Source organism: Actinosynnema sp. NPDC023587 (assembly GCF_040640215.1).
Classification (GTDB): Bacteria; Actinomycetota; Actinomycetes; order Mycobacteriales; family Pseudonocardiaceae; genus Actinosynnema.
Genome location: NZ_JBFABG010000001.1, coordinates 977,232 through 1,003,167, shown reverse-complemented (window position 1 = coordinate 1,003,167; position 25,936 = coordinate 977,232). Strand labels below are relative to the sequence as shown.

26 protein-coding genes and 1 tRNA gene are annotated in these 25,936 nt (G+C 70.4%); 12 read left to right on the top strand and 15 right to left on the bottom strand.

All coding sequences use genetic code 11. The features are described from left to right. Window positions 1-41 precede the first annotated feature (41 nt). On the bottom strand, window positions 42-2,624 hold the full coding sequence (gene clpB, locus AB0G01_RS04995) for an ATP-dependent chaperone ClpB (protein ID WP_360939764.1): 2,583 nt from the start codon (window positions 2,622-2,624) through the stop codon (window positions 42-44). Window positions 2,625-2,860: 236 nt separating this feature from the next. On the opposite strand from clpB, the gene AB0G01_RS04990 reads away from it, so the two are divergent. Continuing rightward, window positions 2,861-3,241: a VOC family protein gene (locus AB0G01_RS04990; protein WP_360939762.1), complete on the top strand. Its 381-nt coding sequence runs from the start codon at window positions 2,861-2,863 to the stop codon at window positions 3,239-3,241. Window positions 3,242-3,735: 494 nt separating this feature from the next. Next, window positions 3,736-4,839, top strand: coding sequence for an FAD-binding oxidoreductase (locus AB0G01_RS04985; protein WP_360939760.1), 1,104 nt, complete (start codon window positions 3,736-3,738; stop codon window positions 4,837-4,839). 131 nt (window positions 4,840-4,970) lie between these two features. On the opposite strand, the gene AB0G01_RS04980 is transcribed toward AB0G01_RS04985, so the two are convergent. The 8 genes from AB0G01_RS04980 to AB0G01_RS04945 all read right to left on the bottom strand — a co-directional run bounded on the left by AB0G01_RS04980 (window position 4,971) and on the right by AB0G01_RS04945 (window position 11,840). Continuing rightward, window positions 4,971-5,399 (bottom strand): helix-turn-helix transcriptional regulator, encoded by a 429-nt coding sequence (locus AB0G01_RS04980; protein ID WP_360939758.1) that lies wholly within the window; start codon window positions 5,397-5,399, stop codon window positions 4,971-4,973. After that, window positions 5,396-6,565: a molecular chaperone DnaJ gene (gene dnaJ, locus AB0G01_RS04975; protein ID WP_360939756.1), complete on the bottom strand. Its 1,170-nt coding sequence runs from the start codon at window positions 6,563-6,565 to the stop codon at window positions 5,396-5,398. The genes AB0G01_RS04980 and dnaJ overlap by 4 nt, the downstream gene beginning before the upstream one ends. A gap of 17 nt (window positions 6,566-6,582) precedes the next feature. Beyond that, a complete protein-coding gene (gene grpE / locus AB0G01_RS04970) occupies window positions 6,583-7,278 on the bottom strand; it encodes a nucleotide exchange factor GrpE (RefSeq protein ID WP_360939754.1) in 696 nt (231 codons plus the stop codon). Beyond that, window positions 7,275-9,134 carry a molecular chaperone DnaK gene (dnaK, locus tag AB0G01_RS04965; RefSeq protein ID WP_360939752.1) on the bottom strand — a complete coding sequence of 620 codons (1,860 nt, stop codon included), beginning with the start codon at window positions 9,132-9,134 and terminating at the stop codon, window positions 7,275-7,277. Before dnaK ends, grpE begins: the two co-directional genes overlap by 4 nt. 288 nt (window positions 9,135-9,422) lie before the next feature. After that, window positions 9,423-10,229: a DUF4097 family beta strand repeat-containing protein gene (locus tag AB0G01_RS04960; RefSeq protein WP_360939750.1), complete on the bottom strand. Its 807-nt coding sequence runs from the start codon at window positions 10,227-10,229 to the stop codon at window positions 9,423-9,425. A 162-nt stretch (window positions 10,230-10,391) separates the two neighbouring features. After that, window positions 10,392-10,964, bottom strand: a complete 573-nt coding sequence (locus AB0G01_RS04955; protein ID WP_360939748.1) for a hypothetical protein — start codon at window positions 10,962-10,964, stop codon at window positions 10,392-10,394. 23 nt (window positions 10,965-10,987) lie between these two features. Beyond that, window positions 10,988-11,527: a TetR family transcriptional regulator gene (locus AB0G01_RS04950; protein ID WP_360939746.1), complete on the bottom strand. Its 540-nt coding sequence runs from the start codon at window positions 11,525-11,527 to the stop codon at window positions 10,988-10,990. Continuing rightward, the gene (locus tag AB0G01_RS04945; RefSeq protein ID WP_360939744.1) at window positions 11,508-11,840 is read right to left on the bottom strand and encodes a multidrug efflux SMR transporter; all 333 of its coding nucleotides are present in this window, start codon (window positions 11,838-11,840) and stop codon (window positions 11,508-11,510) included. The genes AB0G01_RS04950 and AB0G01_RS04945 overlap by 20 nt, the downstream gene beginning before the upstream one ends. A 130-nt stretch (window positions 11,841-11,970) precedes the next feature. Here AB0G01_RS04945 and AB0G01_RS04940 point away from each other — a divergent pair, with 130 nt between their 5' ends. Continuing rightward, complete coding sequence (locus tag AB0G01_RS04940) at window positions 11,971-14,208, top strand: (Fe-S)-binding protein (protein ID WP_360939742.1); 2,238 nt, start codon at window positions 11,971-11,973, stop codon at window positions 14,206-14,208. A gap of 91 nt (window positions 14,209-14,299) precedes the next feature. Here the strand turns inward: AB0G01_RS04940 and AB0G01_RS04935 are convergent, their stop codons facing one another. Continuing rightward, window positions 14,300-14,680 carry a phage holin family protein gene (locus AB0G01_RS04935; RefSeq protein ID WP_360939740.1) on the bottom strand — a complete coding sequence of 127 codons (381 nt, stop codon included), beginning with the start codon at window positions 14,678-14,680 and terminating at the stop codon, window positions 14,300-14,302. A gap of 10 nt (window positions 14,681-14,690) precedes the next feature. Then, the gene (locus tag AB0G01_RS04930) at window positions 14,691-15,743 is read right to left on the bottom strand and encodes a hypothetical protein (RefSeq protein ID WP_360939738.1); all 1,053 of its coding nucleotides are present in this window, start codon (window positions 15,741-15,743) and stop codon (window positions 14,691-14,693) included. 118 nt (window positions 15,744-15,861) lie between these two features. Here AB0G01_RS04930 and AB0G01_RS04925 point away from each other — a divergent pair, with 118 nt between their 5' ends. After that, window positions 15,862-16,869, top strand: coding sequence for a cation diffusion facilitator family transporter (locus tag AB0G01_RS04925; protein ID WP_360939736.1), 1,008 nt, complete (start codon window positions 15,862-15,864; stop codon window positions 16,867-16,869). Here AB0G01_RS04925 and dcd read toward each other — a convergent pair. Next, window positions 16,866-17,447, bottom strand: a complete 582-nt coding sequence (dcd, locus tag AB0G01_RS04920) for a dCTP deaminase (protein WP_360939734.1) — start codon at window positions 17,445-17,447, stop codon at window positions 16,866-16,868. The two genes, AB0G01_RS04925 and dcd, sit on opposite strands and share 4 nt — an antisense overlap. Before the next feature lie 38 nt (window positions 17,448-17,485). Here dcd and AB0G01_RS04915 point away from each other — a divergent pair. From AB0G01_RS04915 to AB0G01_RS04890, 6 genes are all read left to right on the top strand, one after another. Further along, window positions 17,486-17,556, top strand: a tRNA-Gly gene (locus tag AB0G01_RS04915). A gap of 313 nt (window positions 17,557-17,869) precedes the next feature. Next, window positions 17,870-18,445, top strand: a complete 576-nt coding sequence (locus tag AB0G01_RS04910) for a Uma2 family endonuclease (protein WP_360939732.1) — start codon at window positions 17,870-17,872, stop codon at window positions 18,443-18,445. Between the two features lie 446 nt (window positions 18,446-18,891). Next, window positions 18,892-19,449, top strand: a complete 558-nt coding sequence (locus AB0G01_RS04905) for an NUDIX hydrolase (RefSeq protein ID WP_360939730.1) — start codon at window positions 18,892-18,894, stop codon at window positions 19,447-19,449. A 443-nt stretch (window positions 19,450-19,892) separates the two neighbouring features. Continuing rightward, window positions 19,893-20,351, top strand: coding sequence for a helix-turn-helix domain-containing protein (locus tag AB0G01_RS04900; protein ID WP_360939728.1), 459 nt, complete (start codon window positions 19,893-19,895; stop codon window positions 20,349-20,351). After that, window positions 20,351-20,926, top strand: coding sequence for a PIN domain-containing protein (locus tag AB0G01_RS04895; protein WP_360939726.1), 576 nt, complete (start codon window positions 20,351-20,353; stop codon window positions 20,924-20,926). Before AB0G01_RS04900 ends, AB0G01_RS04895 begins: the two co-directional genes overlap by 1 nt. A 277-nt stretch (window positions 20,927-21,203) precedes the next feature. Beyond that, the gene (locus tag AB0G01_RS04890) at window positions 21,204-21,395 is read left to right on the top strand and encodes a hypothetical protein (RefSeq protein WP_360939724.1); all 192 of its coding nucleotides are present in this window, start codon (window positions 21,204-21,206) and stop codon (window positions 21,393-21,395) included. 29 nt (window positions 21,396-21,424) lie between these two features. On the opposite strand, the gene AB0G01_RS04885 is transcribed toward AB0G01_RS04890, so the two are convergent. Together AB0G01_RS04885 and AB0G01_RS04880 are read right to left on the bottom strand one after the other, a co-directional pair. Further along, the gene (locus tag AB0G01_RS04885) at window positions 21,425-21,826 is read right to left on the bottom strand and encodes a DUF5313 family protein (protein WP_360939722.1); all 402 of its coding nucleotides are present in this window, start codon (window positions 21,824-21,826) and stop codon (window positions 21,425-21,427) included. Continuing rightward, on the bottom strand, window positions 21,823-22,269 hold the full coding sequence (locus AB0G01_RS04880) for a MarR family transcriptional regulator (protein WP_360939720.1): 447 nt from the start codon (window positions 22,267-22,269) through the stop codon (window positions 21,823-21,825). Before AB0G01_RS04880 ends, AB0G01_RS04885 begins: the two co-directional genes overlap by 4 nt. Window positions 22,270-22,490: 221 nt before the next feature. Here AB0G01_RS04880 and AB0G01_RS04875 point away from each other — a divergent pair, with 221 nt between their 5' ends. Next, window positions 22,491-23,114, top strand: a complete 624-nt coding sequence (locus tag AB0G01_RS04875) for a response regulator transcription factor (RefSeq protein ID WP_360939718.1) — start codon at window positions 22,491-22,493, stop codon at window positions 23,112-23,114. A gap of 114 nt (window positions 23,115-23,228) precedes the next feature. After that, window positions 23,229-25,067 (top strand): acyl-CoA dehydrogenase, encoded by a 1,839-nt coding sequence (locus AB0G01_RS04870; protein ID WP_360939716.1) that lies wholly within the window; start codon window positions 23,229-23,231, stop codon window positions 25,065-25,067. Window positions 25,068-25,124: 57 nt separating this feature from the next. Here AB0G01_RS04870 and AB0G01_RS04865 read toward each other — a convergent pair whose 3' ends face one another. Then, complete coding sequence (locus AB0G01_RS04865; RefSeq protein ID WP_360939714.1) at window positions 25,125-25,913, bottom strand: DUF1206 domain-containing protein; 789 nt, start codon at window positions 25,911-25,913, stop codon at window positions 25,125-25,127. Window positions 25,914-25,936: the final 23 nt, after the last annotated feature.

Here is a 25,936-nt window from a genome sequence, read left to right as displayed (position 1 = left end):
TCCCGGACCGCGCGGGGCGGTCCGGGACGGGTGCACCGCGCTCAGAGCCTCCCGACGATCAGCCCGGACTGGTCGTCCAGCACGTCGACCCGGACCGCGTCGCCGTCGCGCACCTCGCCGGCCAGCAGCTCCTTGGCGAGCTGGTCGCCGATGGAGGACTGGATCAGCCGCCGCAGCGGGCGCGCGCCGTAGACCGGGTCGAACCCGTTGATGGCCAGCCAGTCGCGGGCGCTCGGCGTGACCTCCAGCGTCAGCCGGCGCTGCGCCAGCCGCTCGGCCAGCCGGTTGACCTGGATGTCCACGATCGAGGTCAGCTCCTCGGTGGCCAGCGACCGGAACACGACCACGTCGTCCAGCCGGTTGAGGAACTCCGGCTTGAAGTGGGACCGCACCACCGACATCACCGCGTCGGTGCGCTGCCGCTCGTCGAGGTTGGCGTCCGCGATGACGTGCGACCCCAGGTTCGAGGTGAGCACCAGGATCGTGTTGCGGAAGTCGACCGTGCGCCCCTGGCCGTCGGTCAGCCGACCGTCGTCCAGGACCTGGAGCAGCACGTCGAACACGTCCGGGTGAGCTTTTTCCACCTCGTCGAGCAGCACCACGCTGTACGGCCGGCGGCGGACGCTCTCGGTGAGCTGGCCGCCCTGGTCGTAGCCGACGTAGCCGGGCGGCGCGCCGACCAGCCGGGCGACGGAGTGCTTCTCCGAGTACTCGGACATGTCGATGCGGATCATCGCCCGCTCGTCGTCGAACAGGAACTCGGCCAGCGCCTTGGCCAGCTCGGTCTTGCCGACGCCGGTCGGGCCGAGGAACAGGAAGCTGCCCGTCGGGCGGTCCGGGTCGGCGACGCCGGCCCGGGTCCGGCGCACCGCGTCGGACACCACCCGCACCGCTTCCTCCTGGCCGACGACCCGCTTGCCGAGCTCGTCCTCCATGCGCAGCAGCTTGGCCGTCTCGCCCTCCAGCAGGCGGCCGGCGGGGATGCCGGTCCACGCGCTGACCACGTCCGCGACGTCGTCCGGGCCGACCTCCTCCTTGAGCATCACGGCGGCGTCCTGCGTGCTGCGGGTCGCCTCCTCCAGCTCCTTCTCCAACGCCGGGATGCGGCCGTAGCGCAGCTCGGCGGCCCGGCCGAGGTCACCGTCGCGCTCGGCCCGCTCGGACTCGCCGCGCAACTGCTCCAACTGCTCCTTGAGGTCGCGGACCTTCTCGATGGAGCCCTTCTCGTTCTGCCAGCGGGCGGTCAGCGCGGACAGGTCCTCGCGCTGCTCGGCCAGTTCGGCGCGCAGCGCGGCCAGCCGCTCGCGGGAGGCCGCGTCGGACTCCTTGGCCAGCGCCATCTCCTCGATCTCCAGCCGGCGCACGGCGCGCTCGACCTCGTCGATCTCGACCGGGCGGGAGTCGATCTCCATGCGCAGCCGGGACGCCGACTCGTCCACCAGGTCGATGGCCTTGTCCGGCAGGAACCGGGCGGTGATGTAGCGGTCGGACAGCGTGGCGGCGGCGACCAGCGCGGCGTCGGTGATGCGCACGCCGTGGTGCACCTCGTAGCGGTCCTTGAGGCCGCGCAGGATGCCGATCGTGTCCGCCACGGACGGCTCGCCCACCAGCACCTGCTGGAAGCGCCGCTCCAGGGCGGCGTCCTTCTCGATGTGCTCGCGGTACTCGTCCAGGGTGGTCGCGCCGACCATCCGCAGCTCGCCGCGGGCGAGCATGGGCTTGATCATGTTGCCCGCGTCCATCGCGGACTCGCCGGTCGCGCCCGCGCCGACGATGGTGTGCAGCTCGTCGATGAAGGTGATGACCTGGCCGGCCGAATCGGTGATCTCCTTGAGCACGGCCTTGAGCCGCTCCTCGAACTCGCCGCGGTACTTCGCGCCGGCCACCATCGCGCCCAGGTCGAGCGCGACCACGCGCTTGCCGCGCAGCGACTCCGGGACGTCGCCCGCGATGATCCGCTGGGCCAGGCCCTCCACGATCGCGGTCTTGCCGACGCCGGGCTCGCCGATCAGCACCGGGTTGTTCTTGGTGCGGCGGGACAGCACCTGGACGACCCGGCGGATCTCGGTGTTGCGGCCGATCACCGGGTCGAGCTCGCCCTTGCGCGCGCGTTGGGTGAGGTCGACGCCGAACTTCTCCAGCGCCTTGTAGGTGCCCTCCGGGTCGGGGCTGGTGACCCGGGCGGAACCGCGAACCTTGCCGAACGCCTCCTTGAGCGCGTCCGGGGTCGCGCCGTGCCCGCCGAGCAGGTCGGCGACCTGGCCGCCGTGCTGGGCGAGGCCCACCAGCAGGTGCTCGGTGGAGACGTACTCGTCGCCCATCGAGGTGGCGAGCTCCTGGGCCTTGCCCAGCACCCGGACGGCGTCGCGGGAGAGCTGGGGTGCGGACACCGAGGAGCCGCTGGCCGCCGGGAGGGCGCGGGCGAGCTGTTCGAGTTCCTGGTGCACGCGTCGGGGGTCCGCGCCGACGGCGGACAGCAGTGGCGCGGTCAGACCGTCACCCTGGGCGAGGAGCGCGCCGAGGAGGTGGACCGAGGTCACGTCGGGGTTGCCCGCGATCGTCGCGGCCTGCACCGCGGCCGACACGGCCTGTTGCGTCTTCGTGGTCGGGTTGAAAGCGTCCATTCCTCACCTCGGTCGGTGGTTCCCTGCCTGGGGCCAGCCTGGCAAACCGGCCGCCATCCCGCTCAACGTCAGAAAAGTTGAGTCAGTTCCGCTCAACCCGGCCGATCCGGTGTGTCGTGGGCCACGCCCGACCTCGGCCGACGCGAGGTCCTACCGTGCGTGACACGACCGCGACGCCGGACCACACCCCGGAAAACCCGGTGCGGGCGCGCCTGCGGAGGGCCACCATCCGTGCCATGAGCTCACTCGTGCACCACATCACCGTCGACTGCCTCGACCCCTACGCCCTGGCGACGTTCTGGAGCCGGGTCACCGGCCGGCCGGTCTCCGCCGACGACGCGCCGGGGGACGAGGAGGCGCTGGTCGAACTGCCGGCCGGTCCGAGCCTGCTCTTCATCCGGGTACCGGGGGGCAAGGCGGTCAAGAACCGGGTCCACCTGGACCTCCAGCCCGATTCCACGCGGGACGACGAGGTCGAGCGGCTGCTCGGCCTCGGGGCCACCCAGGTGGACGACCAGCGCCGCCCGGACGGCACCGGCTGGGTCGTGCTGGCCGATCCGGAGGGCAACGAGTTCTGCGTGGAACGCAGCGCAGCCGAACGGGCCGCCGGCTCCTGACCCGGTCACCCACATGTCGCACTCGGTTGTCCACACCACGGGGGCAGTTGTCCACAATCCCCAGGTGTGAATCCACAGGTGATCGCGGCCCACCGCAGTGGTGCGGATGACCAGCCGCCGGCCGGGTGAGACGCCCGCCTCGCACCACCGGCCGGCGCGGGCACCGGCCCGGAAAACCCAGCTCCACGAGCTCATCGCCGCCGCGTGCGGGATAATCGGCGAACCCGGTACACCTCGTCGGGCAGGTTCATCCGATGGTCGGAGCGTATGGTGACAATGCGTAACCCCAGTGCACTCGAAGGTGGCATCAAGGAGTCAACCGCGCAGTTGACGGGTTAGCCTCCTCTCGTCGGGGATGGAAGCTTGACGAGGACGTAGCGCCTTGCTGGTGCCGCCAGAAACGTGGAGACTGCGCCCGGACCATGACTGCGAACGCTGTGTTGAGCCCCTTCCCGAGCCCTCCTCACCGAGAACCTCCTCCGGGTGTCACCGCGATGGTGCGGATGATCCGGGAGAGCTTCGCGGTCGTGGAGCCGCGCTCCGAGGAAGTCGCGAAGTTCTTCTACGGAATGCTGTTCAGCCTCGCGCCGGCCACCCGTGAGATGTTCCCCGCGAACATGCAGGTGCAGCGGAGCAGGCTGCTGCGGGCCCTGGTCCACGTCGTGCAGATGGTGGACCGCCCGGACGACCTGATCCCGTTCCTGCGCCAGTTGGGCCGCGACCACCGGAAGTTCGGCGTGGTCAACGTCCACTACGAGTCGGTCGGCACGGCGCTGCTCGCGGCCGTGAAGAAGTTCGCCGGCACCACCTGGACGCCGCAGGTCGAGATGGCCTGGGCCGAGGCGTACACGATCATGGCGCGCGCCATGCAGGAGGCTGCGGCGGCCGACGACGGTCCCGCCTACTGGCACGCGACCGTGCTGGAGCACCAGCGGGTGAGCTGGGACCTGGCGGTCGTGCGACTCCAGCCGGATCACCCGATCGGGTACCGCGCCGGCCAGTACGTGAGCGTCGAGACCCCGCAGCGGGCCCGGATGTGGCGGTACTTCTCGCCCGCCAACGCCCCGCGCGACGACGGCATCATCGAGTTCCACGTCCGGTCCGTCGAGGGCGGCTGGGTCAGCCGGTCCGTCGTCGGGCACACCCAGCAGGGCGACGTGTGGCGCATCGGGCCGCCGATGGGCCGCCTGCACGTCGACCGGAAGGCCGGTCACGACGTGCTGATGGTGGCCGGCGGCACGGGCGTCGCGCCGATGCACGCGATCGTCGACGAGATGGCGCGGTGGGGCGAGAACCCCCGCGTGCACCTGTTCGTCGGCGGTCGCACCCGCGAGGACCTGTACGACCTGGACAACCTCCGGCGGTTCGCGACGACCAACCCGTGGCTGACCGTCGTGCCGGTGCTGGAGTCCGACCCCGGTGCGCGCGGCGTCGAGCAGGGCACCCTGGCCGACGTCGTCACCCGCTACGGGGCGTGGGAGGAGCGCGACGTGCTGGTCTGCGGCTCGCCGGCGATGATCCGCGCCACCGTGTCCCGGATGCTCGTCGCCGGCACGCCGTTGGACCGGATCAAGTACGACCCGTTCACCCTGGACTGACGCGGTTCCGCCGACCGGCGTGCGGGCCGGTGGCGGGCGGGCCCGGGGGAAGTTCCGCCGCGCGGGCCGTGGTGGTCGTGCGCGGTGCCCTGCGGCGGTCCTGGCGGGCGCGGACGGCCCCGTGGTGCCGTTCAGCGGGCGCGGTTGGGCTTCCAGACCACGAGCGCGGTCTCGTGGCGCACCGGGACCAGGTCGCGGCGCAGTGAGGCGTGCACGGACGCGGCGGCGTGCTCGGCGGCGGCCAGCGCGGACGCGAGCTGCTCGGTCAGCTCGGCCACGTGACCGCGCAGCGCGCCCACCTCGTGCTCCAGCTCGATGATCCGCTTGATGCCCGCGAGGTTGACGCCCTCCTCCTGGGAGAGGCGCTGCACCTCGCGCAGCACCACGATGTCGCGCATCGAGTACCGCCGGCCCCCGCCGGACGTGCGGCCCGGCGACACCAGGCCCATCCGGTCGTAGGACCGCAAGGTCTGCGCGTGCAGACCGGAGAGCTGCGCCGCCACCGAGATGACGAAGAACGGGGTGTCTTCGTCCGTGCCCGGTGGGAACGGGAACGTCATGTCGACCTCTTCTCCACCAAGGCGTTGAGGTCCGCCCTCGGGTCGTGCTGGGCGGTTGTCGACGCGTACGCCTCCAGCGCCTCGCGCGCGGCGGCGTCCATGTTGTTCGGCACCGCCACCTGCAACGTGATCAGCAGGTCGCCGACCTGCCCGTCCCGCTTGGCGATGCCCTTGCCCTTGGCGCGCAGCACCTGACCCGACGACGTGCCGGCGGCCACCTTCAAGGTCACCTTGCCCTCCAGCGTGGGCACGGTCAACGTCGTGCCCAGCGCCAGTTCGGGGAACGTCACGGGCACGGTCACGGTCAGGTTGTTGCCCGACCGCCCGAACAGCGGGTGCGGGTTGACGTGCACCCGCACGTAGAGGTCGCCGTTGGGCCCGTTGTTGCGCCCCGGCTCACCCTGCGCGGCCAGCCGGATCCGCTGGCCGTCGTCCACGCCCGCCGGAATCCGGATGGTCAGCGTGCGGGTCTTGGTGCTGACCCCCTCGCCGGCGCAGTCCGGGCACGGGTCGTCGATGATCCGGCCGGTGCCCCGGCAGTCCGCGCACGGCTCGGAGAACGCGAACGCGCCCTGGTTGCGGGTCACCAGGCCCGCGCCGCCGCAGTTCGGGCAGGTGCGCGGCGAGGTGCCCGGCCGCGCGCCGGAACCGGCGCACGTGGCGCAGGTCGCCGGGCTGGACAGCCGCATCGGCACGGTCGCGCCCTTCACCGCCTCGGTGAAGTCGATCCGGACGTCGGTCTCGACGTCCTCGCCGCGGCGCGGCCGGGTGGCCGACGCCGTGGGGCCGCCACCGCGCCGGTTGAACAGGCCGCCGAGCAGGTCGCCAAGGCCACCGCCCGTGCCGCCCTGCTGCTGCTGGCGGTTGAACAGGTCGCCGACGTCGAAGCCGCCGCCCTGGCCGAACCCGCCGGGAAAACCACCGCCGCCCGCGAACAGGCGGCGGGCCTCGTCGTACTGCTTGCGCTTCGCGGTGTCCGAGAGCACGCCGTACGCCTCGGACACCGCCTTGAACCGGGCCTCGGCCTTGGCGTCACCGGGGTTGGCGTCGGGGTGGAGCTCCCGCGCCAACTTCCGGTAAGCCTTCTTGATCTCGTCGGCCGAGGCGTCGGAGGAGACGCCCAGCTCCCGGTAGAAGTCCTTGTCGATCCAATCCCGAGCACTCACCGGACGCCCCCTCCCCCTCAGTCCTGCTGCGACTCTGCGGCCGGCGCATCGCCGGACGCCTCGTAGTCGGTCACCGCGACCAGCGCGGGCCGCAGCACGCGCTCGCCGAAGCGGTAGCCGCGACGCAGCACGGCGGTCACCGTCGGCCCGGTCACGTCCGGGGACGTGCCGTGCTGCACGGCCTCGTGCACCGACGGGTCGAAGGGCTCGCCCTCGTGCCCGAACGGCTCCAGCCCGGTCCCGCCCAGGGCGCTGACCAGCTTGTCGGCCACCGCCTTGAACGCGCCGGTCAGGTCGCCGTGCGCGCCCGCCCGCTCGATGTCGTCCAGCACGCCCAGCAGTTCGCCGGCGACGCCCGCCTTGGCCGTGCTGACCACCACCTCCCGGTCGCGCTCGACGCGCTTGCGGTAGTTGGCGTACTCCGCGGTCAGGCGCTGGAGGTCGGCGGTGCGCTCGTCGAGCTGCGCCTTGAGCTCGACGGCCGGGTCGGTCCCGGCCGCGCCCGGGTCGACCACTCCGGGTTCGACCACTCCGGGTTCGACCACCTCGGCCTCGAAGACGGCGTGCTCGCCGCCACCCCCGACCGGACCGGTCTCGTCGGAAGCGGGAGCCGGTGCGCCCTCCTCGGCGGGAGGACGCACCTCGCCCGTCTCCGGGTCGATGCGGTGGTCGTCCCGGACCACCGCGTGCGGCTGCTCTTCCGGCTGCGTCACTTCTTCTTGTCCTCGTCCTCGTCGACGATCTCGGCGTCCACCACGTCGTCGGCCTTGGCCCCGGGCGCGCCGGGCGCGTCACCCGAGGGGGCGTCGGCCGCCGGGTTGGCACCGGTGTTGGCGTAGAGGGACTGGCCGATGGCCTGCGACTCGGTGGCCAGCTTCTCCACCGCCGACCGGATCTTGGCGATGTCCGTGCCCTTCAGGGCCTCGGTCGTCTCCTCCAGCGCGGCCTTGACCTTGTCCTTGACCTCGGCCGGGATCTTCTCGTCGTTCTCCTTGAGGACCTTCTCGGTCTGGTAGACGAGCGTCTCGGCCTGGTTGCGGACCTCGGCCTCGTCGCGCCGGCGCTTGTCCTCGTCGGCGTGCGCCTCGGCGTCCTTGATCATCCGGTCGATGTCGTCCTTCGGCAGCGCCGAGCCGCCGGTGATCGTCATCCGCTGTTCCTTGCCGGTGCCCATGTCCTTGGCGGACACGTGCACGATGCCGTTCGCGTCGATGTCGAAGGTGACCTCGATCTGCGGGACGCCGCGCGGGGCGGGCGGCAGGCCGGTCAGCTCGAACATGCCGAGCTTCTTGTTGTCCGCCGCGAAGTCGCGCTCGCCCTGGAACACCTGGATCTGCACGGACGGCTGGTTGTCGTCGGCCGTGGTGAAGATCTCGGACCGCTTGGTCGGGATCGTGGTGTTGCGCTCGATGAGCTTGGTCATCACGCCGCCCTTGGTCTCGATGCCCAGGGACAGCGGGGTGACGTCGAGCAGCAGGACGTCCTTGACCTCGCCCTTCAGCACACCGGCCTGGAGCGCCGCGCCGACCGCGACGACCTCGTCCGGGTTCACGCCCTTGTTCGGCTCACGACCGCCGGTGAGCTCCTTGACCAGCTCGGCCACGGCGGGCATCCGGGTGGAACCGCCGACCAGCACCACGTGGTCGATGTCGCCGACCGAGATGCCGGCGTCCTTGATCACGTTGTTGAACGGGGCGCGGGTGCGCTCCAGCAGGTCGTTGGTGATCCGCTGGAACTCGGCGCGGGACAGCGTCTCGTCCAGGAACAGCGGGTTCTTGTCCGCGTCGACCGTGATGTAGGGCAGGTTGATGGTGGCGTTGTTCGAGCTGGACAGCTCGATCTTCGCCTTCTCCGCGGCCTCGCGAATCCGCTGGAGCGCCATCTTGTCCTTGGTCAGGTCGATGCCGCTGGACTGCTTGAAGCGCTCGACCAGCCAGTCGACGATGCGCTGGTCCCAGTCGTCGCCGCCCAGGTGGTTGTCACCGGAGGTGGCGCGCACCTCGACCACGCCGTCGCCGAGCTCCAGCAGCGAGACGTCGAACGTGCCGCCACCGAGGTCGAAGACCAGGATGGTCTGCTCCTTCTCGCCCTTGTCCAGACCGTAGGCCAGGGCGGCGGAGGTGGGCTCGTTGACGATGCGGAGCACGTTGAGGCCCGCGATCTGGCCGGCCTCCTTGGTGGCCTGCCGCTGCGCGTCCTCGAAGTAGGCCGGGACGGTGATCACCGCGTCGGTGATCTCCTCGCCCAGGTACGCCTCGGCGTCGCGCTTGAGCTTCATCAGGACACGCGCGCTGATCTCCTGCGGCGTGTACTTCTTGCCGTCGATCTCCTCGGTCGCCCAGTTCGTGCCGACGTGCCGCTTCACCGACCGGATCGTCCGGTCGACGTTGGTCACCGCCTGGTTCTTGGCGGGCTGACCGGTGAGCACCTCGCCGTTCTTGGCGAAGGCGACGATGGACGGGGTGGTCCGCGACCCCTCGGAGTTGGCGATCACCGTCGGCTCGCCACCTTCGAGAACCGCGACGACGGAATTGGTCGTCCCCAGGTCGATGCCGACCGCTCGCGCCATGGGATTCCTCCTGGTAGTACGTGTATGAGTGCCCCGCATTGAGCGGTACCCGCTCAAGTTTGCCAGGCCCGGCGGACTTGAGTCCAACCGGCTCAATCTTTCTGCCTCGTCCAACGACCGGCGAGCGCCTGGTGTTCCCGTCCTGGCGTGATCCGGGCCACTGCCCGGCGACGGCGCGCCGGACGACGGCCAGGACGCCCGACGGCCCCGGCCAGGCGACGGGTGGTGCTGTCGCCTGGCCGGGGCCGATGGGGTGGCGGCGCTGCGCGCCGGCTACGAGCAGAACCCCTAGGCCGCCCGGAGCGTCAGGTCGCCGCTCTTCGTGCGGAGCACCAGCTCGACGGTGGCCGTCGGGTCGTCCTTCACGTCGCCCAGGTTCTTGTCGCCGCTGCCCGAGTCGGCGTCGAGCTTGTACGCGCCCCTCGGCACCTGCACGGTGAGGTTGCCCGACCCGGCGGTGGCGCGCACCGACCGCGGCGCGGCCAGCTCCACCTCGATGTCGCCGGAGTCGCCGTCGACCAGCACCGGCCCGCTCAACCTCGTCAACCGCGCGTTGCCCGAGCCGAACTTGCCGGTGAACTCGCCGGCGACGTCGGACGCGACCACGTCGCCGGAGTTGTTGTCCACCCGCACGGTGCCGCTGACCTTGCGCAGGGTGCCGTTGCCCGAGCCGAGGCTGATCTCCACGCTCGCGACGTCTTCGAGCGTGACGTCACCGGAGCTGTTGTCGCCGACGACCGCGACGTCCTTCGTCGGCACGGTGACCTCGTAGCTGACCGTGCACTGGTTGCCGCAGCCGTCCAGGACGAGCACCCCGCCCTCCATCCGGTGCGTCGTGCCGGTCGGCTTGTCGGAGTCCTTGGGGTAGTCGACCTTCCGGACCACCCGGGTGGCGTTCGTGCCCTCCGCGCCGCGCACCGAGACGTCGCCCGCACCGTTCTGGACGCGCACCGAGGTGATCTTCTCGGTGATGTCCGACGTGTCGCTGAAGTTGTTCTGCACGAGCCGCACGCAAGAAGACAGCGCTCCCGCGACGAGAACCACCGCGACGGACACCAACGCGATCCGCTTCACCACCACTGCCCCCTCAGGCATCAAGGTCATTGCGCTAAAGCTAGGGGCGCAGGGGCTACCAGGCCCACGGGGGAAGCCCCCGGCCGGATACGGGGGCTGTCCCTACCCCGTTCGTCAGCGGGCGGCCGGTCGCGGGCCGTACCGCGCCGGGTCGAGCGCGGGCGCGGGGTCCCGCTCCGGGCGTCAGGCCAGGGCTTCGACCACGGTCCGCAGCGCGGGCGCGCACCGGGCCGGGTCGTCGAGGAAGCGGTCGGACGCGATGACGTGCGACTCCGTCATCCGCTCCCACACCAGGCCCTGCACCGGGACCACGGTGATCGCCAGCCGGAACGGCTTCACGTACCGCCCGATCCGGCTCTCCACGCCGCGCACCACCTCGCCGATCGGCAGCGCGCCCGGCGACCGGCCGGCGTGCCGCCGCCCGTACTCCGACGCGGCACCGCGCAGCGCGATCACCGCCGCGCGCAGGCACGGCCGGATCGCCAGCGACGACCCGTCCGGGTCGACCGGCGTCGGGGACGCCTGCTCGGTCCGCGCGTGGTCGAGCACGTCGGCCCACCACCCGAGCCACTCCTCGGTCGCGCCGGCCCGGTCCACGCCGGCCGGCACGAGCACCGGCACCGACGGGTCCAGGCCGGGCAGCTCCGGCACGGTGTCGACCGACAGCGCCAGCGTGTCCCGGAGGAAGAGCGCGGTGTTGACCGACTGATTCGTCCCGTGCGACACCTGCCACGACTCACGTCCGGCGAACCTCATGCGCCCAGTGTCCCGCGTGAAGGTCATCGCGGAGGCATCAGAAGGGACACGACCGGTTCCATCTGTTCGGCCGTTGGGGGGAAATCCGCGATGAGACCCTGGATCAGCAGCCCGTCCAGCGCCGCCGCGAACCCGAGGAACGCGGCCGGCTGCATGGTGCCGAACACCGACGACAGCAGCGTGATCCACCGCCGCGCCGCCGGGCGCAGCTCCGGCCGCCGGGCGGCGAGGAGGTAGAGCTCGTACTCGGCGAGCGTGCGCCCCCGGTTCGGCCCGACCGCCTCGGCCAGGAACCGGGCCACCGAGCCCGGCGTGGGCTTCACCGCGCCGAACCCGAGCGCCATCTCGCGCGCGGACCAGGTGAGCGTGGCGATCAGCAGGTCGTCCAGGGTCGCGTAGTAGTAGGTGGACGACGACACCGGCACGTCCGCTTCCCGTGCGACGGACCGGTGCGACACGCCGGACACGCCGTCGCGCTCGATCACCCGCAGCGTCGCCGCGAGCAGTTCCCGCCGGCGGCGCTCGCCGCGCGCCCGCCGGCCGTCAGCCGGCGGTCTGGCCACTGCCCAGCTCGATCGCCACGACGCCCAGCACGACCAGCACCAGCCCGCCGACCACCAGCGGGTTGACCGGCTCGCCGAACAGCACCACGCCGATGGTCGCGACGGCGGCGATCCCGAAGGCGCACCAGATCGCGTAGGCCACGCCGATCGGCATGCCGAGCTTGAGCACGAACCCGAGGCAGGTGAACGCGACGAGGTAGCCGACGACCACCACCACGACCGGCCACGGCTTGGTGAAGCCCTCGGAGAGCTTGAGCGAGACGGTCGCCGCGACCTCCCCGGCGATCGCCAGCGCGAGCAGCAGGTACACCACCGGTGAGCCTCCAACTAGTTGAACAGGTGTCCCACTAGTTTATGTGATCGGCCACGCCCAGGTCGTTACCCACGAGTAGTCGGGCGTAATGTGCCCAGCCAGGAGACCGGACGAGAAAGGCCGCCACCACATGGGAGCCCTCCAGCTCACCCTCGGCGCCGTCGGCGTCGCCGTCAGCCTGTTCGCCTGGGGTCTGTTCGTGGCCGGCGTGGTCCGGATGATCAAGATCATCCGGCTGGGCCGACCCGACGCCACCCGCAACGGCCCGGTCGGGCCCCGGCTGCGCACCCTCCTCGTGGAGTTCGTCGCGCACACCCGGATGGCCAAGCTGCGCAAGGTCGCGCCCTGGCACTGGATGGTGATGTGGGGCTTCCTGATCGGCTCCGCGGTGCTGTTCGAGGCCTACGGCGAGGTCTTCGACCCGGCGTTCCACTGGCCGGTCATCGGCGAGTGGCCCGCGTGGGCGCTGCTGGTCGAGCTGCTCGGCATCGGCACCGTGGCCGGCGGCGTGGCCCTCGCGGTCATCCGCCAGCTCAATCACCCGCGCCGCGCCGACCGGCTGTCCCGGTTCGCGGGGTCCAGCTTCAAGTCCGCCTACTTCGTCGAAGCGGTCGTGATCGTCGAGGGCCTCGGCATCCTCGGGGTGAAGGCGTTCAAGCTCTCCTCCGGCCTGGAGGACATGCCGCTGTGGTCGTCCTTCGTGACGCTGCCGCTGAGCCACGTGCTGCCCGACAACCCCGACTGGGTGTCGGTCATGGCCGTGCTCAAGCTGCTGTCCGGCATGCTCTGGCTGATCGTGGTCGGCAAGAACCTGACCATGGGCATCGCCTGGCACCGGTTCAGCGCGTTCTTCAACATCTACTTCAAGCGCGAGGACGACGGCGGCGTCGCGCTCGGCGCGCTGCGGCCGATGATGAGCGACGGCGAGGTTCTCGACCTGGAGGAGGCCGACCCGGACGAGGACACCTTCGGCGTCGGCAAGGTGGAGGACTTCACCTGGAAGGGGTGGCTGGACTTCAGCACCTGCACCGAGTGCGGTCGCTGCCAGTCCCAGTGCCCGGCGTGGAACACCGGCAAGCCGCTGTCCCCCAAGCTGCTCATCACCCAGCTCCGCGACCACGCCTTCGCCAAGGCCCCCTACCTGCTGGCCGGCGGCAGCAAGGACGTGGCCGGCGACGAGGTCGGCCTGACCGGCGACAAGTACGAGGACTACCAGAAGCGCCTGGAGGCCGTCGACGTGCTGGCGCTGGCCGAGGCCGAGCGCCCGCTGGTCGGCGGCGCGGCCGAACTGGGCGTCATCGACCCCGAGGTGCTGTGGTCCTGCACCACGTGCGGCGCGTGCGTCGAGCAGTGCCCGGTGGACATCGAGCACGTCGACCACATCGTCGACATGCGCCGCTACCAGGTGCTGATCGAGTCCAACTTCCCGTCCGAGCTGGGCGGCATGTTCAAGAACCTGGAGAACAAGGGCAACCCGTGGGGCCAGAACGCCAAGGACCGCCTGGCGTGGACCGACGGCCTGGACTTCGCGGTGCCGGTGTTCGACGGCGAGCTCGGCGACGCCGAGTACCTGTTCTGGGTCGGCTGCGCGGGCGCGTTCGAGGACCGGGCGAAGAAGACCACCCGCGCGGTGGCCGAACTCCTGCACACCGCGGACGTCTCCTACACCGTGCTCGGCCCGGAGGAGACCTGCACCGGCGACCCGGCGCGGCGCGCGGGCAACGAGTTCCTGTTCCAGATGCTGGCCCAGCAGAACGTCGAGGTGCTCAACACGGTCTTCGAGGGCCGCGCACCGGGCCGCCGCAAGATCGTGGTGACCTGCGCGCACTGCTTCAACACGCTGGCCAACGAGTACCCGCAGGTGGGCGGCCAGTTCGAGGTCGTGCACCACACCCAGTTGCTCAACCGCCTGGTGCGCGAGCGCCGGCTGGTGCCGGTGGCCGAGATCGCCGAGGACGTGACCTACCACGACCCGTGCTACCTGGGCCGGCACAACAAGATCTACGAGGCCCCGCGCGAACTGGTCGGCGCGTCCGGCGCGACGCTGCGCGAGATGCCCCGGCACGGCGACCGCTCCATGTGCTGCGGCGCGGGCGGCGCGCGGATGTGGATGGAGGAGCGGATCGGCAAGCGCATCAACGTCGACCGCGTGGACGAGGCGCTGGGCACCGCGCCGTCGAAGATCGCCACCGGCTGCCCGTTCTGCCGGGTGATGCTCACCGACGGCGTGACGGCCCGGCAGAACGAGGGCAAGGCGGGCGCGCACGTCGAGGTCGTGGACGTGGCGCAACTCCTGCTCACCGCGGTCCGACGCGGGCAGCAGGGCCCCGGCGCGACGACCGCCGAACCCGAAGCCGCCGACGCGTGACCCGCTGACCTGGTGACGCGCTGAGCCGCCGAGCCGCCGACCACGACCGAGGCCCCCACCGCCGCGCGGTGGGGGCCTCGTCGATCCCGGGTCAGTCGCCGTCGGTGATCCGGTCGTAGACCAGGTTCAACGCCCAGCTCGTCAGGGCCACGATGATCGCGCCGAAGAACGCGGGCCAGAAGCCGGTGACCTGGAACGGCAGGCCGAGCCGGTCCGCCAGCCAGCCGGTGAGCCAGAACAGCAGGCCGTTCACGACCAGGCCGATCAGGCCGAGCGTGACGAGGTAGAAGACGCAGCCGAAGAACTTCACGACCGGCTTGACCACCACGTTCACCAGGCCGAACAGCAGCGCCACCCCGAGGAGCGTGCCGATCTTGGCGGGCGTCGAGCCCTCCCCGAGGTCGATGCCCGGGATGACCGTGGAGACCCAGACCGCCACCGCGGTCAGCAGCACGTGCACCAGAATGCCCATGGCGCGCAGGCTAGTCGCGGCAGTGCTCCGAACGGGTCAGGTGCGACGTCTGCGCGCCGCGCACCACGCCACCGCCCACCAGCAGGCCGCCGATCAGCGTCACCAGCCCGGGTGCCGCCCCCGTCCCGGCCAGCCCGCCCTCCGCCGGCACCACCCCGGTCATCCCCGTCGTCCCCGTCGTCGCGGCTGTCGTGCTCCACGTGCCTCTCGGGGCCGACGTGCTCGTGGCGCTCGTGGCGCTCGTCGGTGGCACGACCACCACGATCCTCGCCGCCGATTCGTCATTGCCCCGGTCCCGGTCCGGTTCCTCGACGACGACGCGGAAGCGCAGCTCGTCCAGCGGTTCGGACAGCCGCACGGTGACCGTCGCCGCGACCCGCCCGCCGGCGGGGACGTCGTCGGCGGTGCGCCAGATCCCCCGCCACGGCACCGCGCCCGCGACCCCCGTGACCTCCAGCCGGGACACCGGTTCCAGTCCGATCCGCAGCGGTGCGTTGCCCCGGTTCTCCAGCGGCACCACGACGTCCAGCACGTCACCGAGCCGCGCCGGACCGTCCGGCGTGACCACGAGCGGGCCCGCCGCAGCATCGTGGACGGCTTCGAAGTAGCGCGCGTCCACCCGCACGTCCTGCCCGCCCGCGACGGTGATCTCGCGGAAGGCGCGCACGTCGTGCCCGGTCTCCGGGTCGACCAGGAGCAGGTGCTCGGACGCGCCGGGCGTGCCCGGGGAGAAGGACGGAGCCGTGGTCGCCCGGTACACGTCGGTGTTGTGGTTGTAGATCGCCGGCGGGATGCCCGGCACGTCCGCCCGGTAGCGCCCGGTGCCGTCCGTGCCGAACTCGCCGATGAACTCCTTGGTCACCCCGTTGAACACGCGCACCGCCCGCCCGTTCGCCAGCGGCGGTTCCCCCTCGTCCACGACCCCGTTCGCGTTCCGGTCGAACCACACCACCCCGGTGACCGGAACCGTCCCCGCCGGCCCCGGTTCCCGCGCTTGGGCCGAGCCGGGCAGCACCACCGCGAGGACCACCGCGCACGCAACCGCCCGTGGAGCGTTCTTCACCTGTCATCCCCCGGAAATCGCCGTGTGCGGACCTGTCGGTCACCCTTCAGGTGATGTTTCAAGATCCGGGCCGGACTCGCGGCGCGCGCGTGGCCGCCCGTGGACCTACGGTCGAGCCATGACTTCCACGGGCGCTGCGGGGACGTCCGCAGCCGAGGCGTCCAAGGGCGGGGAGAGCACGCTGACCGTGCTGCTCGCCCTGGCGGTGAACCTGGCCATCGCGATCATGAAGGCCATCGCCGGCGTGATCACCGGCTCGGCCGCGATGCTCGCCGAGGCCGGGCACTCCGTAGCCGACACGTTCACCGAGGGCCTCCTGCTCACCGCCCTGCGCAGGTCCGAGCGCCCCGCGGACCGCCGTCACCCGTTCGGGTACGGGAAGGACCGGTACTTCTGGTCGCTGCTCGCCGCCGTGTCGATCTTCGTGTCGGGCGCGGTGTTCGCGTTCTACGAAGGCGTGCACACAGTGTTCGGCGAACCGACCGAGCAGACCAGCCCCGGCGTCGGGTACGTGGTGCTGGCGATCGCGTTCGCGCTGGAGTCGGTGTCGTTCGCGCAGGCGTTCCGGCAGGTGCGGCGCGGGGCCCGGCAGGAAGGCCGGTCGGTGGTCGCGTTCCTGCGGGTGTCCGACGACCCGACCGTGAAGACGGTGTTCTTCGAGGACTCGGCCGCACTGGTGGGCCTGCTGCTGGCGTTCGGCGGCCTGGGCCTGCACCACGTGACGGGGTCGTCGGTGTGGGACGGCGTGGCGTCGCTGCTGATCGGTGTGCTGCTGGCGTTCTGCGCGTACGTGCTCGCGGGCACGAACCGGGGCCTGCTGATCGGCCGCCAGGCGGACCCGCAGCTCGTCAAGGCGGTGTGGGACTACCTGCGCGACGTGCCCGAGGTGGAGCAGGTGGTCGACCTGCTGACGATGGCCGTCGGCACGGACCGGGTGCTGCTGTGCGCGCGGCTCGACTTCGACGACGCCCTGTCGGCGGCCGACCTGGAGCGGGCGTGCGTGCGGATCGACGGCGAGCTCAGGGCCAGGTGGTCGGACCTGGACGAGGTATTCCTGGAGCCCGTGCCCAGGACCGATCAGGCGCTGCGCGACCGCGTCCTGGCCAGGTACGGCGACGTGTTCTAGCGCCGCGTGTCGGACCGGTGGAAGTTCAGGTAGGCGCGCGAGGGCGTCGGCCCGCGCTGCCCCTGGTAGCGGGACCCGGCCTGCGCGGAGCCGTACGGGAACTCGGCCGCCGAGCTGAGGCGGAACAGGCAGAGCTGGCCGATCTTCATGCCGGGCCAGAGCGTGATCGGCAGGTTGGCCACGTTCGAGAGTTCGAGCGTGATGTGCCCGGAGAACCCAGGGTCGATGAACCCGGCGGTCGAGTGCGTGAGCAACCCGAGCCGCCCGAGCGAGGACTTGCCCTCCAACCGCCCGGCCAGGTCGTCCGGCAGCGCGACCAGCTCGAACGTGGACCCGAGCACGAACTCCCCGGGGTGCAGCACGAACGGCTCGCCGTCCTCCGGCTCGACGACGGAGGTCAGGTCGTCCTGCTGCATCGCCGGGTCGATGTGCGTGTACCGGGTGTTGTTGAACACCCGGAAGTACCGGTCGAGTCGGACGTCGATGCTGGACGGCTGCACCATGACGTCGTCGAACGGCTCCAGCACGAGGCGACCCGAGTCGACCTCTTTGCGTAGATCGCGGTCACTCAACAACACGACCACAGCCTATGTGTATGATCGGACCCGCACCGCAGGCGGGTGTAGTTCATTGGTAGAACGACAGCTTCCCAAGCTGTAGAGGCGGGTTCGATTCCCGTCACCCGCTCAGCACACGAAGGCCCAGGTCAGAGTCAACGACCTGGGCCTTCGCCGTGTCCCGCGCGCGAGCTGACACCTTTCGCGGGCTGAGAGCGCCCCGGTGACGGCAGCGTCGCGCACATCGCACGACTCCCGACCCCCGACTGGGATACGGTTATGTGCAGTCTTCCCCGCGCGAGCGGGGGTGATCCGCCCTGATGACGGAGTCGAGCGGGATACGCCGTCCCGCCGGAGCGGGACCTGCTCGGTATGATCCACAACGCAGGTCGACGGGTCCTCCTCAACGTGCGTCGTCCAGCCGTGTCCCGGAGGCCGAGACCATGACCAGTGCACGCCGCTTGGCCGGCTACACGTTGGACGATTGGGAGCGCCTTGAGCCTGCGGAAGGCCACCGCGTCGAACTGGTCGACGGGCGGTTCGTGGTGAACGCCGCCCCAGCCGTGGCCCACCAACGTGTCGCGGATCGGCTGTGCCGACTGCTGGATGACGCGGTCGCGGACGGCGGCATGGAGGCTGTGACAGCGGTCGGCGTGCGCATCGCACCAGGGCTGGGCTACATCCCGGACCTGGTTGTCTGCACGGAGTTGGTGGAGACAACCACGGTCGCCGTCGAATTGGTCGCGCTCGCGGTCGAGGTGGTCAGCCCGTCCACGGCACGTCGCGATCGGCTGGAGAAGCCTGCCGCGTTCGCCGCAGCGGGGGTCCCCGCCTTCTGGCGGGTCGAAATCGGAGGCGCGGATGGTCCGATCATCTACTGCTACCGGTTGGACCAGGACGTGTACGTGGAGGTGGCGACGCTCCGAGCAGGTGCCGCCGGGACGGCGGATGTCCCCGGTGGGATGACCGTGACGGTCGACCCCGCCGACCTGATCGGCTCACGCCGCCCCGGTTCCTGATCGCGACAGACCCCTGCGGTGACACCTCCCAGGATTCCCACGCTGTAGCGGCGGTTCGATTCCCGCCAGCCGCCCGTAGCGCGAAGTCCCAGCTCAGCACCGGTTCTCCAGTCTCGCCTGGGCCTTCGTGGTGATCGGACCAGAGCGTCATCCTGCTGTCCAGGTGCGGTTGGCCAACAAGGTTCGCAACTGGTTCAAGATGCCCTTGCCCCGCAGCGTTCGCAAACTCATGCACCTCGGACGTCCGCAGCAGGCGTGCGCCTGGCGGGAGCTACACCGAGACGCACGTCGCAGCCGTCCAGACCGAGTCGGCCATGCACGTAGGGCGAGGCGTCTACAGTTCGGCCCCGCAACCTGCGCCGGGACTTCGCCGAACACGGAGGAGCACCGCCGATCCGGTTGTTCCTGACCGGAGCACGTGATCTGCCGTCGGAATGAGGCGAACCTTGGAGTCCGACCCTACCCCGAACGCGTGCCTGGACACCGGGACGTTCGCCGCTGCCGTGGAGCTCGAAGGCCCGCCTGAGGTCGAGTTCGACCCCGGCATCGCCGGCCGCATCCCGGCCAAGGGGTCGGCAGGTGGTGCGCTGATCAGGGACGCGCAGGGTCGCATCCTGTTCGTGACGCCCCGCTACAAGCCCGTGTTGGACATCCCCGGAGGGATGGCGGACGCCGACGAATCCCCGAAGGCCGCGTGCCGACGTGAGGTGATCGAAGAGATCGGCCAGGGCATCCACATCGGTGCGCTCTTGGTGGTGGACTGGCTGCCCCGCAGCGGAGCCTGGCGAGACAGTCACCAGTTCGTGTTCGACGGGGGATTTCTCACGGCCGAGCAAGCCGCGACGCTTCGCACCCACGACGAGGAGCTGACCGGCCTGAAGTTCCTGCTGCTCACCGAGGCACAGCCGTTCATCTACCCGTCGCTGTACCGCAGGCTCGGCCTGGCAGTGAAGGCCGCCGAAGCCGGCCACGCCATCTACGCCGAGTTCGGCCACGCGCTGTAAGCGTGTTGAGTTTTTCTTGGTCAAGGCGGCCCTGCGAGGCCGCTGGCGAGCCGTGCAGCATCCCCACCGTGAGGTCTCTATCCGGCCCTCTCCAAGCCGCCCACAGCGGGCGAGGAGCAGTTCGCCAACGACCCCACGGCGTCCGCAGGCTCAAGAACATGTCCTTGCCGGACGGGCAGGCCAGGAGGACGACCGGGAGCCGTCGACAGCTCACGAACCAGCGGGGACCGGGGTTCGTGGCATCCCGCCGACCTCCACGAGGGCAACCACAGGCCATTGGTGGTTCTTGTTGCGAAAGGTACGACTTGGCCGGTGTCGAGCGGTTCGGTGGCGCAGGTCGTCAACCTGCCGCGACGCGTCGGCACCAGGTGCGCCAGGGCGACACACCGCTTTCGTTTTTTTCGGATAGGATGTGACAGGTCCGAGAACCGAAAGGGACGACGATGACGACAGCGCTCCGGCACCACACCCTGTTGCCCCCTGGTGGCAGCCAGAGGGACTTGGCGCACGCGGCCGAGGCTCTGCACGGCCACACCAGGCTCGTCGGTCCGGACGGCACGGAGATCAAGTTGCCCGGCGAGGTGTTCGCCGCACTGCGCGAGGTGGTCGAAGCCCTGTCGAACGGGCTCGCGATCACGATCGCCCCGCACACGACCCAGCTCACCACGCAGCAGGCCGCAGACATCCTCAACGTCTCGCGCCCCACGTTGGTGAAGCTCCTGGAAGGCGGAGAGATCCCGTTCGAGATGCGCGGTCGCCACCGACGGGTCCGGTTGGCCGAGCTGGTGGACTACCAGGAGCGTGCCCGGGTCCGTCGCCGCTCCGCCCTCGACGAGCTGGCGCGTGAAGCTGCCGAAGACGGCTCCTACGACGCTGTAGATCAGTTGCCCCGGACCCGCTAGTGCCCTTTCCCGCGCTCCTGGACGCTTGCGTGCTCATCCCCTACCGCCTGGCAGACCTTCTGCTGAGGTTGGCGGAGGCGGATACCTACCGTCCACTCTGGTCTGACGAAGTGCTCGACGAGGTCGAGCGCAATCTGCCCCGAGTGGGACATCGCACGCCGGAGAGCGCCCGGCGGTTCGTCGACACCATCCGCCAGGTGTTTCCCGACGCGCTGGTGACCGGCTACGAATCCCTGACCGACGTGATGACCAACGACCCGAAGGACCGGCACGTGCTCGCTGCCGCCGCGTATGGCGGTGCCGCTGTGATCGTGACTGCCAACACCGACGATTTCCCCGCTGCGGCATTGACACCGTACGACCTGGACGCCGTGCACCCTGACGATTTCCTGCTCGACCAGTTCGACCTCTACCCCGACCGCACAGTCGAGTGCATCAACGATCAGATCAGCGCGTACAACAAGCCGGAAGTCACACCGGAGAAGTTCCTGGACCGCTTGGCCAAGGTCGTTCCCGACTTTGCTGCGGAGGTCCGCACTCCCGTGCTGCAAGCTCGATGGCGGCAGCGCCACTGACCTTGCACGCATCGAACTGGCCGCAGGATGGACAGGTCGTGCCCCTCGAGTGCCACTCCCAGACCGACAGCGAACAGACGCGGCGCATCGTCCTCGTCCTCGTCCAAGCCAGCTTGGCGACCATTGACAACCGTATGCGACAACCGGACACTTGCACCCCCGGCACCACACATCTGTCGTAGTGCCGAGAGCCCGCCGAAGGGAGTAGACCGAATGAGCTAGTCCGACACAAACAGCCTGTCGTACGACAGGTGAAGTGTGTCCGGAGGTGGCTCGGATGATCGGTCTGCTGGCTCAACTCGGCGGCGCTGGCGCGGTTACCGCTCTCGTCCTGCTTCTCCTGCGCGCTGTTCTCGTTGCAGTTGTGGCGCTGTGGTCGTTGAAGGCGGACAAGGAAGGGCGCAAGCACGCGCTTGAGCTGCTGCGCACCCTGAAGCTCGCCCTGCCCGCGAGAGACCGCTCCCCGTAGTGGGGCAGTGGGCGGCGGAGGTTCCGCGCTCAGCCCTGTTGCCGCCACACCTCGTCGTACCGGCGCGCGCGCTCGCGGTCGGTGTCGGTGTTCTGCTCCTTCCGGAACGTGCTGGCCGCTGCCCTCGGGTAGCCGTACTTCGTCATCCGGTGGTCGGTGGACTCGATCGCGTACGACACCGCGAAGTACACCCCGACCACCAACCCCAACGAGCCGCACGCGACGGCCAGCGGGAACGGGGAGCCCAGGCCCCAGACCAGGCCCAGGGTGATCACCACGGTCAGCGGCAGGACCTGGACCAGCGCCCGCACCACGAACCACACCAGCCACGTCGGCTTGGTCGCCTGCCGGAACACCCACTCGCGGTACTTCACCGGCAGCCGTCCCCCGACCAGGTACCAGGCGCGCAGCAGCACCGGTGGCGTGGTCATGAGGTCGCCCCGATCACCCGGGTCAGCACCCGGTGCAGGTCGGCCAGCTCGGCCAACGTCATGCCCAGCCGCTCGACCACGGCCGGTGGGATGGCCAACGCGCGGTCGCGCAACGCCGCACCTTCCTCGGTCAGCGCCACGGCCAACTGCCGCTCGTCCGACGACGCCCGCCCGCGCGTCACGTAGCCGATCGACTCCAGGCGCTTGAGCAGTGGCGACAGCGTCGCCGGCTCCAGCGCGAGCAGTCGGCCGAGCTCCTTCACCGACAGCGGTTCACCGCCCCACAGCGCCAGCATGACCAGGTACTGCGGGTGGGTGAGTCCCAGGGGTTCGAGCAGCGGCCGGTAGAGGGCCACCACGTTCCTGGACGCGACGGAGAGCGCGAAGCAGACCTGCCGGTCCAGGGACAGCGGGTCGCCCTCGAAAGTTTGTGTACTAATCATTAGTACACACAGTACTACCCGGTCCCCGGTCCCGCGCAGGCCCCTGTCGGACGCGAGCACGGCCCGGACCCGTCGCACGGCCCCGCCTGAAGTTTTTTCCGTGAACCTCCGTCACGTCCAGGCGTTTCGCGACTCCTACCCACATGCGAACCGGTGTCAACGCGCGTCCGTCGTCCCCGGTGGGCGCAGGTCGGCATGCCTCGGGGCCGGGAATCGCGCTGGTGGACCCCATCCCGCTGTTCCGCGAGGGCCTCGCGGCCGTCGTGCGGCGAACGCCGGGGCTGCACTGGCTCGGCTCGACCGGGCACCTGAACACGGCCGTCCGCCTGCACGAACGACTGCGGCCGGACGTGCTGCTGGTCGACTCGGTGCTCGACCCGCAGGGTCACCTGGCGACGCTGCTGGTCGGCAACGACCCGCAACTGCTGGTGATCTCCCTGGTCCGCGAGCCGCACCGGACCGCGAAGTACGTGCGCACCGCGCTGGCGGCGGGGGTGCGCGGGATGGTGCCCCGGGCCGGCGAGGTCGGCGAGGTGCTCCAGGCGATCGTGCGCGGCCACCAGGAGCGGATGTACCTGGACCCGACGCTCGCGCCGCTGGCCGCCGGTTTCACGCCGACCGCCGAGGCCGGGTCGCGCCGCGCGCTGTCCCGGCGCGAGTACGAGGTTCTCCAGCTCATCGCGGACGGCCTGGAGAACCAGGCCGTGGCCAACGAGCTGTACGTCTCGGTGGAGACCGTCCGGACGCACGTGAAGAACATCCTGCGCAAACTCCGCGCGCGGGACCGCACGCACGCCGTTTCGCTCGCCTACCAGGCAGGACTCCTCAGCGGCAACATGACGTGATCTCGTCTGGTGCGCCACAACGGGGTAGTCGCCCTTGCCCGGGTTACTGACAGGTAATACCCTGTTGTTACCGGTCAGTAGGGGACAGCCCCGACCTTCATGGAGTGAGACGAGATGGGTCACTACAAGAGCAACGTCCGGGACCTCGAATTCAACCTGTTCGAGGTCTTCAACGTGCAGGACCACCTCGGCACGGGGCCGTTCGAGCAGGCGGACGAGGACACCGCGCGCGGCGTGCTCGCCGAGCTGAACAACCTCGCCGTGGGTCCGCTGGCCGAGTCCTTCGCCGACGCCGACCGCAACCCGCCGGTGTTCGACCCGAAGACGCACTCGGCCACGCTGCCCGAGTCCTTCAAGCGGTCCTACCGGGCCCTGTGGGACGGCGAGTGGTACCGCCTGTCCCTGCCCGTCGAGCTGGGCGGCTTCGGCATCCCGCCCTCGGTGCAGTGGGCGGCGTCCGAGCTGATCCTGGGCGCGAACCCGGCCGTCTACATGTACCTGGCGGGCCCCAGCTTCGCGACGGTCGTCCACCGCAACGGCACCGAGGCGCAGCAGAAGTGGGCCGAGCTGATGATCGAGCGCGGCTGGGGTGCCACCATGGTGCTCACCGAGCCCGACGCCGGCTCCGACGTGGGCGCGGGCCGCACCAGGGCCGTGCTCCAGGAGGACGGCTCGTGGCATCTCGACGGGGTGAAGCGGTTCATCACCTCGGGTGACCAGGACCTGACCGAGAACATCATGCACATGGTGCTGGCCCGGCCCGAGGGCCCCGGCATCGAGGCGCGGCCCGGCACCAAGGGCCTGTCGCTGTTCCTGGTGCCCAAGTGGCACTTCGACCCCGAGACCGGCGAGTCGACCGGCGAGCGCAACGGCGCTTTCGTCACCAACGTCGAGCACAAGATGGGCCTCAAGGTCTCCACGACCTGCGAGCTCACCTTCGGCCAGCACGGCGTGCCCGCCCGGGGATGGCTGCTGGGCGAGGTGCACGACGGCATCGCGCAGATGTTCCAGGTCATCGAGTACGCCCGGATGATGGTCGGCACCAAGGCCATCGGCACCCTGTCCACCGGCTACCTGAACGCGCTGGCCTACGCCAAGGAGCGGGTGCAGAGCGCCGACCTGACCCGGATGACGGACAAGACCGCGCCCCGCGTGACCATCACCCACCACCCGGACGTGCGACGTTCGCTGATGCTCCAGAAGGCGTACGCCGAGGGCCTGCGCGCGGTGTACCTGTACACGGCGACGTTCCAGGACCGGATCGCCCTGGGCGGCGAGGGCAGGGAGCTGGCCGAGAAGGTCAACGACCTGCTGCTGCCGATCGTCAAGGGCGTCGGCTCGGAGCGGGCCTACGAGCAGCTCGCGCAGTCGTTGCAGACCCTGGGCGGCTCGGGCTTCCTCCAGGAGTACCCGGTCGAGCAGTACATCCGGGACTCCAAGATCGACTCGCTGTACGAGGGCACGACCGCGATCCAGTCGCTGGACTTCTTCTTCCGCAAGATCATCCGGGACAAGGGCCAGGCGCTCGGGTTCCTGAGCGGCGAGATCCAGGCGTTCCTCGACAACGAGGGCGGCAACGGGCGGCTCAAGGAGGAGCGGGCGCTGCTCAAGCAGGGCCTGGAGGACCTCCAGGGGATGCTCGGCGCGCTGGTCGGCTACCTGACCACGTCGCAGGAGGACGTCCGCAACCTGTACAAGGTCGGCCAGAACTCCGTCCGGCTGCTGATGACGGCGGGCGACGTGCTGGTGGGCTGGCTGCTGCTGCGCCAGGCCGAGGTGGCGCTGGCCAAGCTCGACGGCCCGGTGTCCGCCCGGGACAAGGCCTTCTACGAGGGCAAGGTGGCCGTGGCGTCGTTCTTCGCCAGGTCCGTGCTGCCGGAGCTCTCGGCGCGCCGGAAGATCGCGGAGACCACGGACAACTCGCTGATGGACGTGGACGAAGCCGCGTTCTGACCGGACAGCGCGAAGGGCGGCACCCCCCGGTCGGGGGTGCCGCCCTTCGGCTTCACGTCACACCTTGTGCGCGCGGGCGGCGGCGAAGCAGTACGCGCCGAAACCCAGGAACCCCAACGCGATCACGGCCAGCAGGACCACGCCGTACGGCTGTGCGGCCAGCGTGTGCAGCGCCTTGTCCAGACCGCCGGACTGGGACGGGTCGGCGTTGATCGCCGCGAACCCGACCAGGATACCGATCAGGGCGTAGGAGATGCCCTTGCCGATCCACCCGATCCGGCCCAGCCGCTCGACCCACTTCCGGGTGGCGACGGGCAGGTCGGACATGTCGAGGTCGTCCTCGAACGCCTTCTTCACGCCCTTGCGGGCGATGACGACACCGAGCGCGATGACGGCCAGTGCCACGATGCCGACCAGGACCTGCCCCCACGGCAGCGCGAGCACCTTCGCCGTCCACGACTGCGGTTGCTCGTTGGAGTCCGACTGCGACTTGCCGCCGGCGTAGCCGACGGCCGCGATGCCGATCGCGATCCCGGTGATCGCGCGGCCCGCCGACCCGAGCCGGCGGGTGATCCGCTTGCGACCGGCGGGCACCCACTGGTAGCCGGAGACGGCCATCACGAGCTGCCACGCGGCGAACGCGAACAACCCGATTCCCACGACCCAGAGCAGCACCGGCCCGAACCCGGTCTGCGCGAGCGTCGCGACCGCGCCCTTCTGGTCGGTCCGCTCGCCGCTGTCGCCGAACACGACCTGGGCGGTCAACACGGCCAGCAACACGTGCACCAGCCCGTAGCACACCATCCCCGCCCGGCCGAAGACCTGCACCGCCGGGTGGCGTCTCACCTCATGCACGTTCACGAACGGGT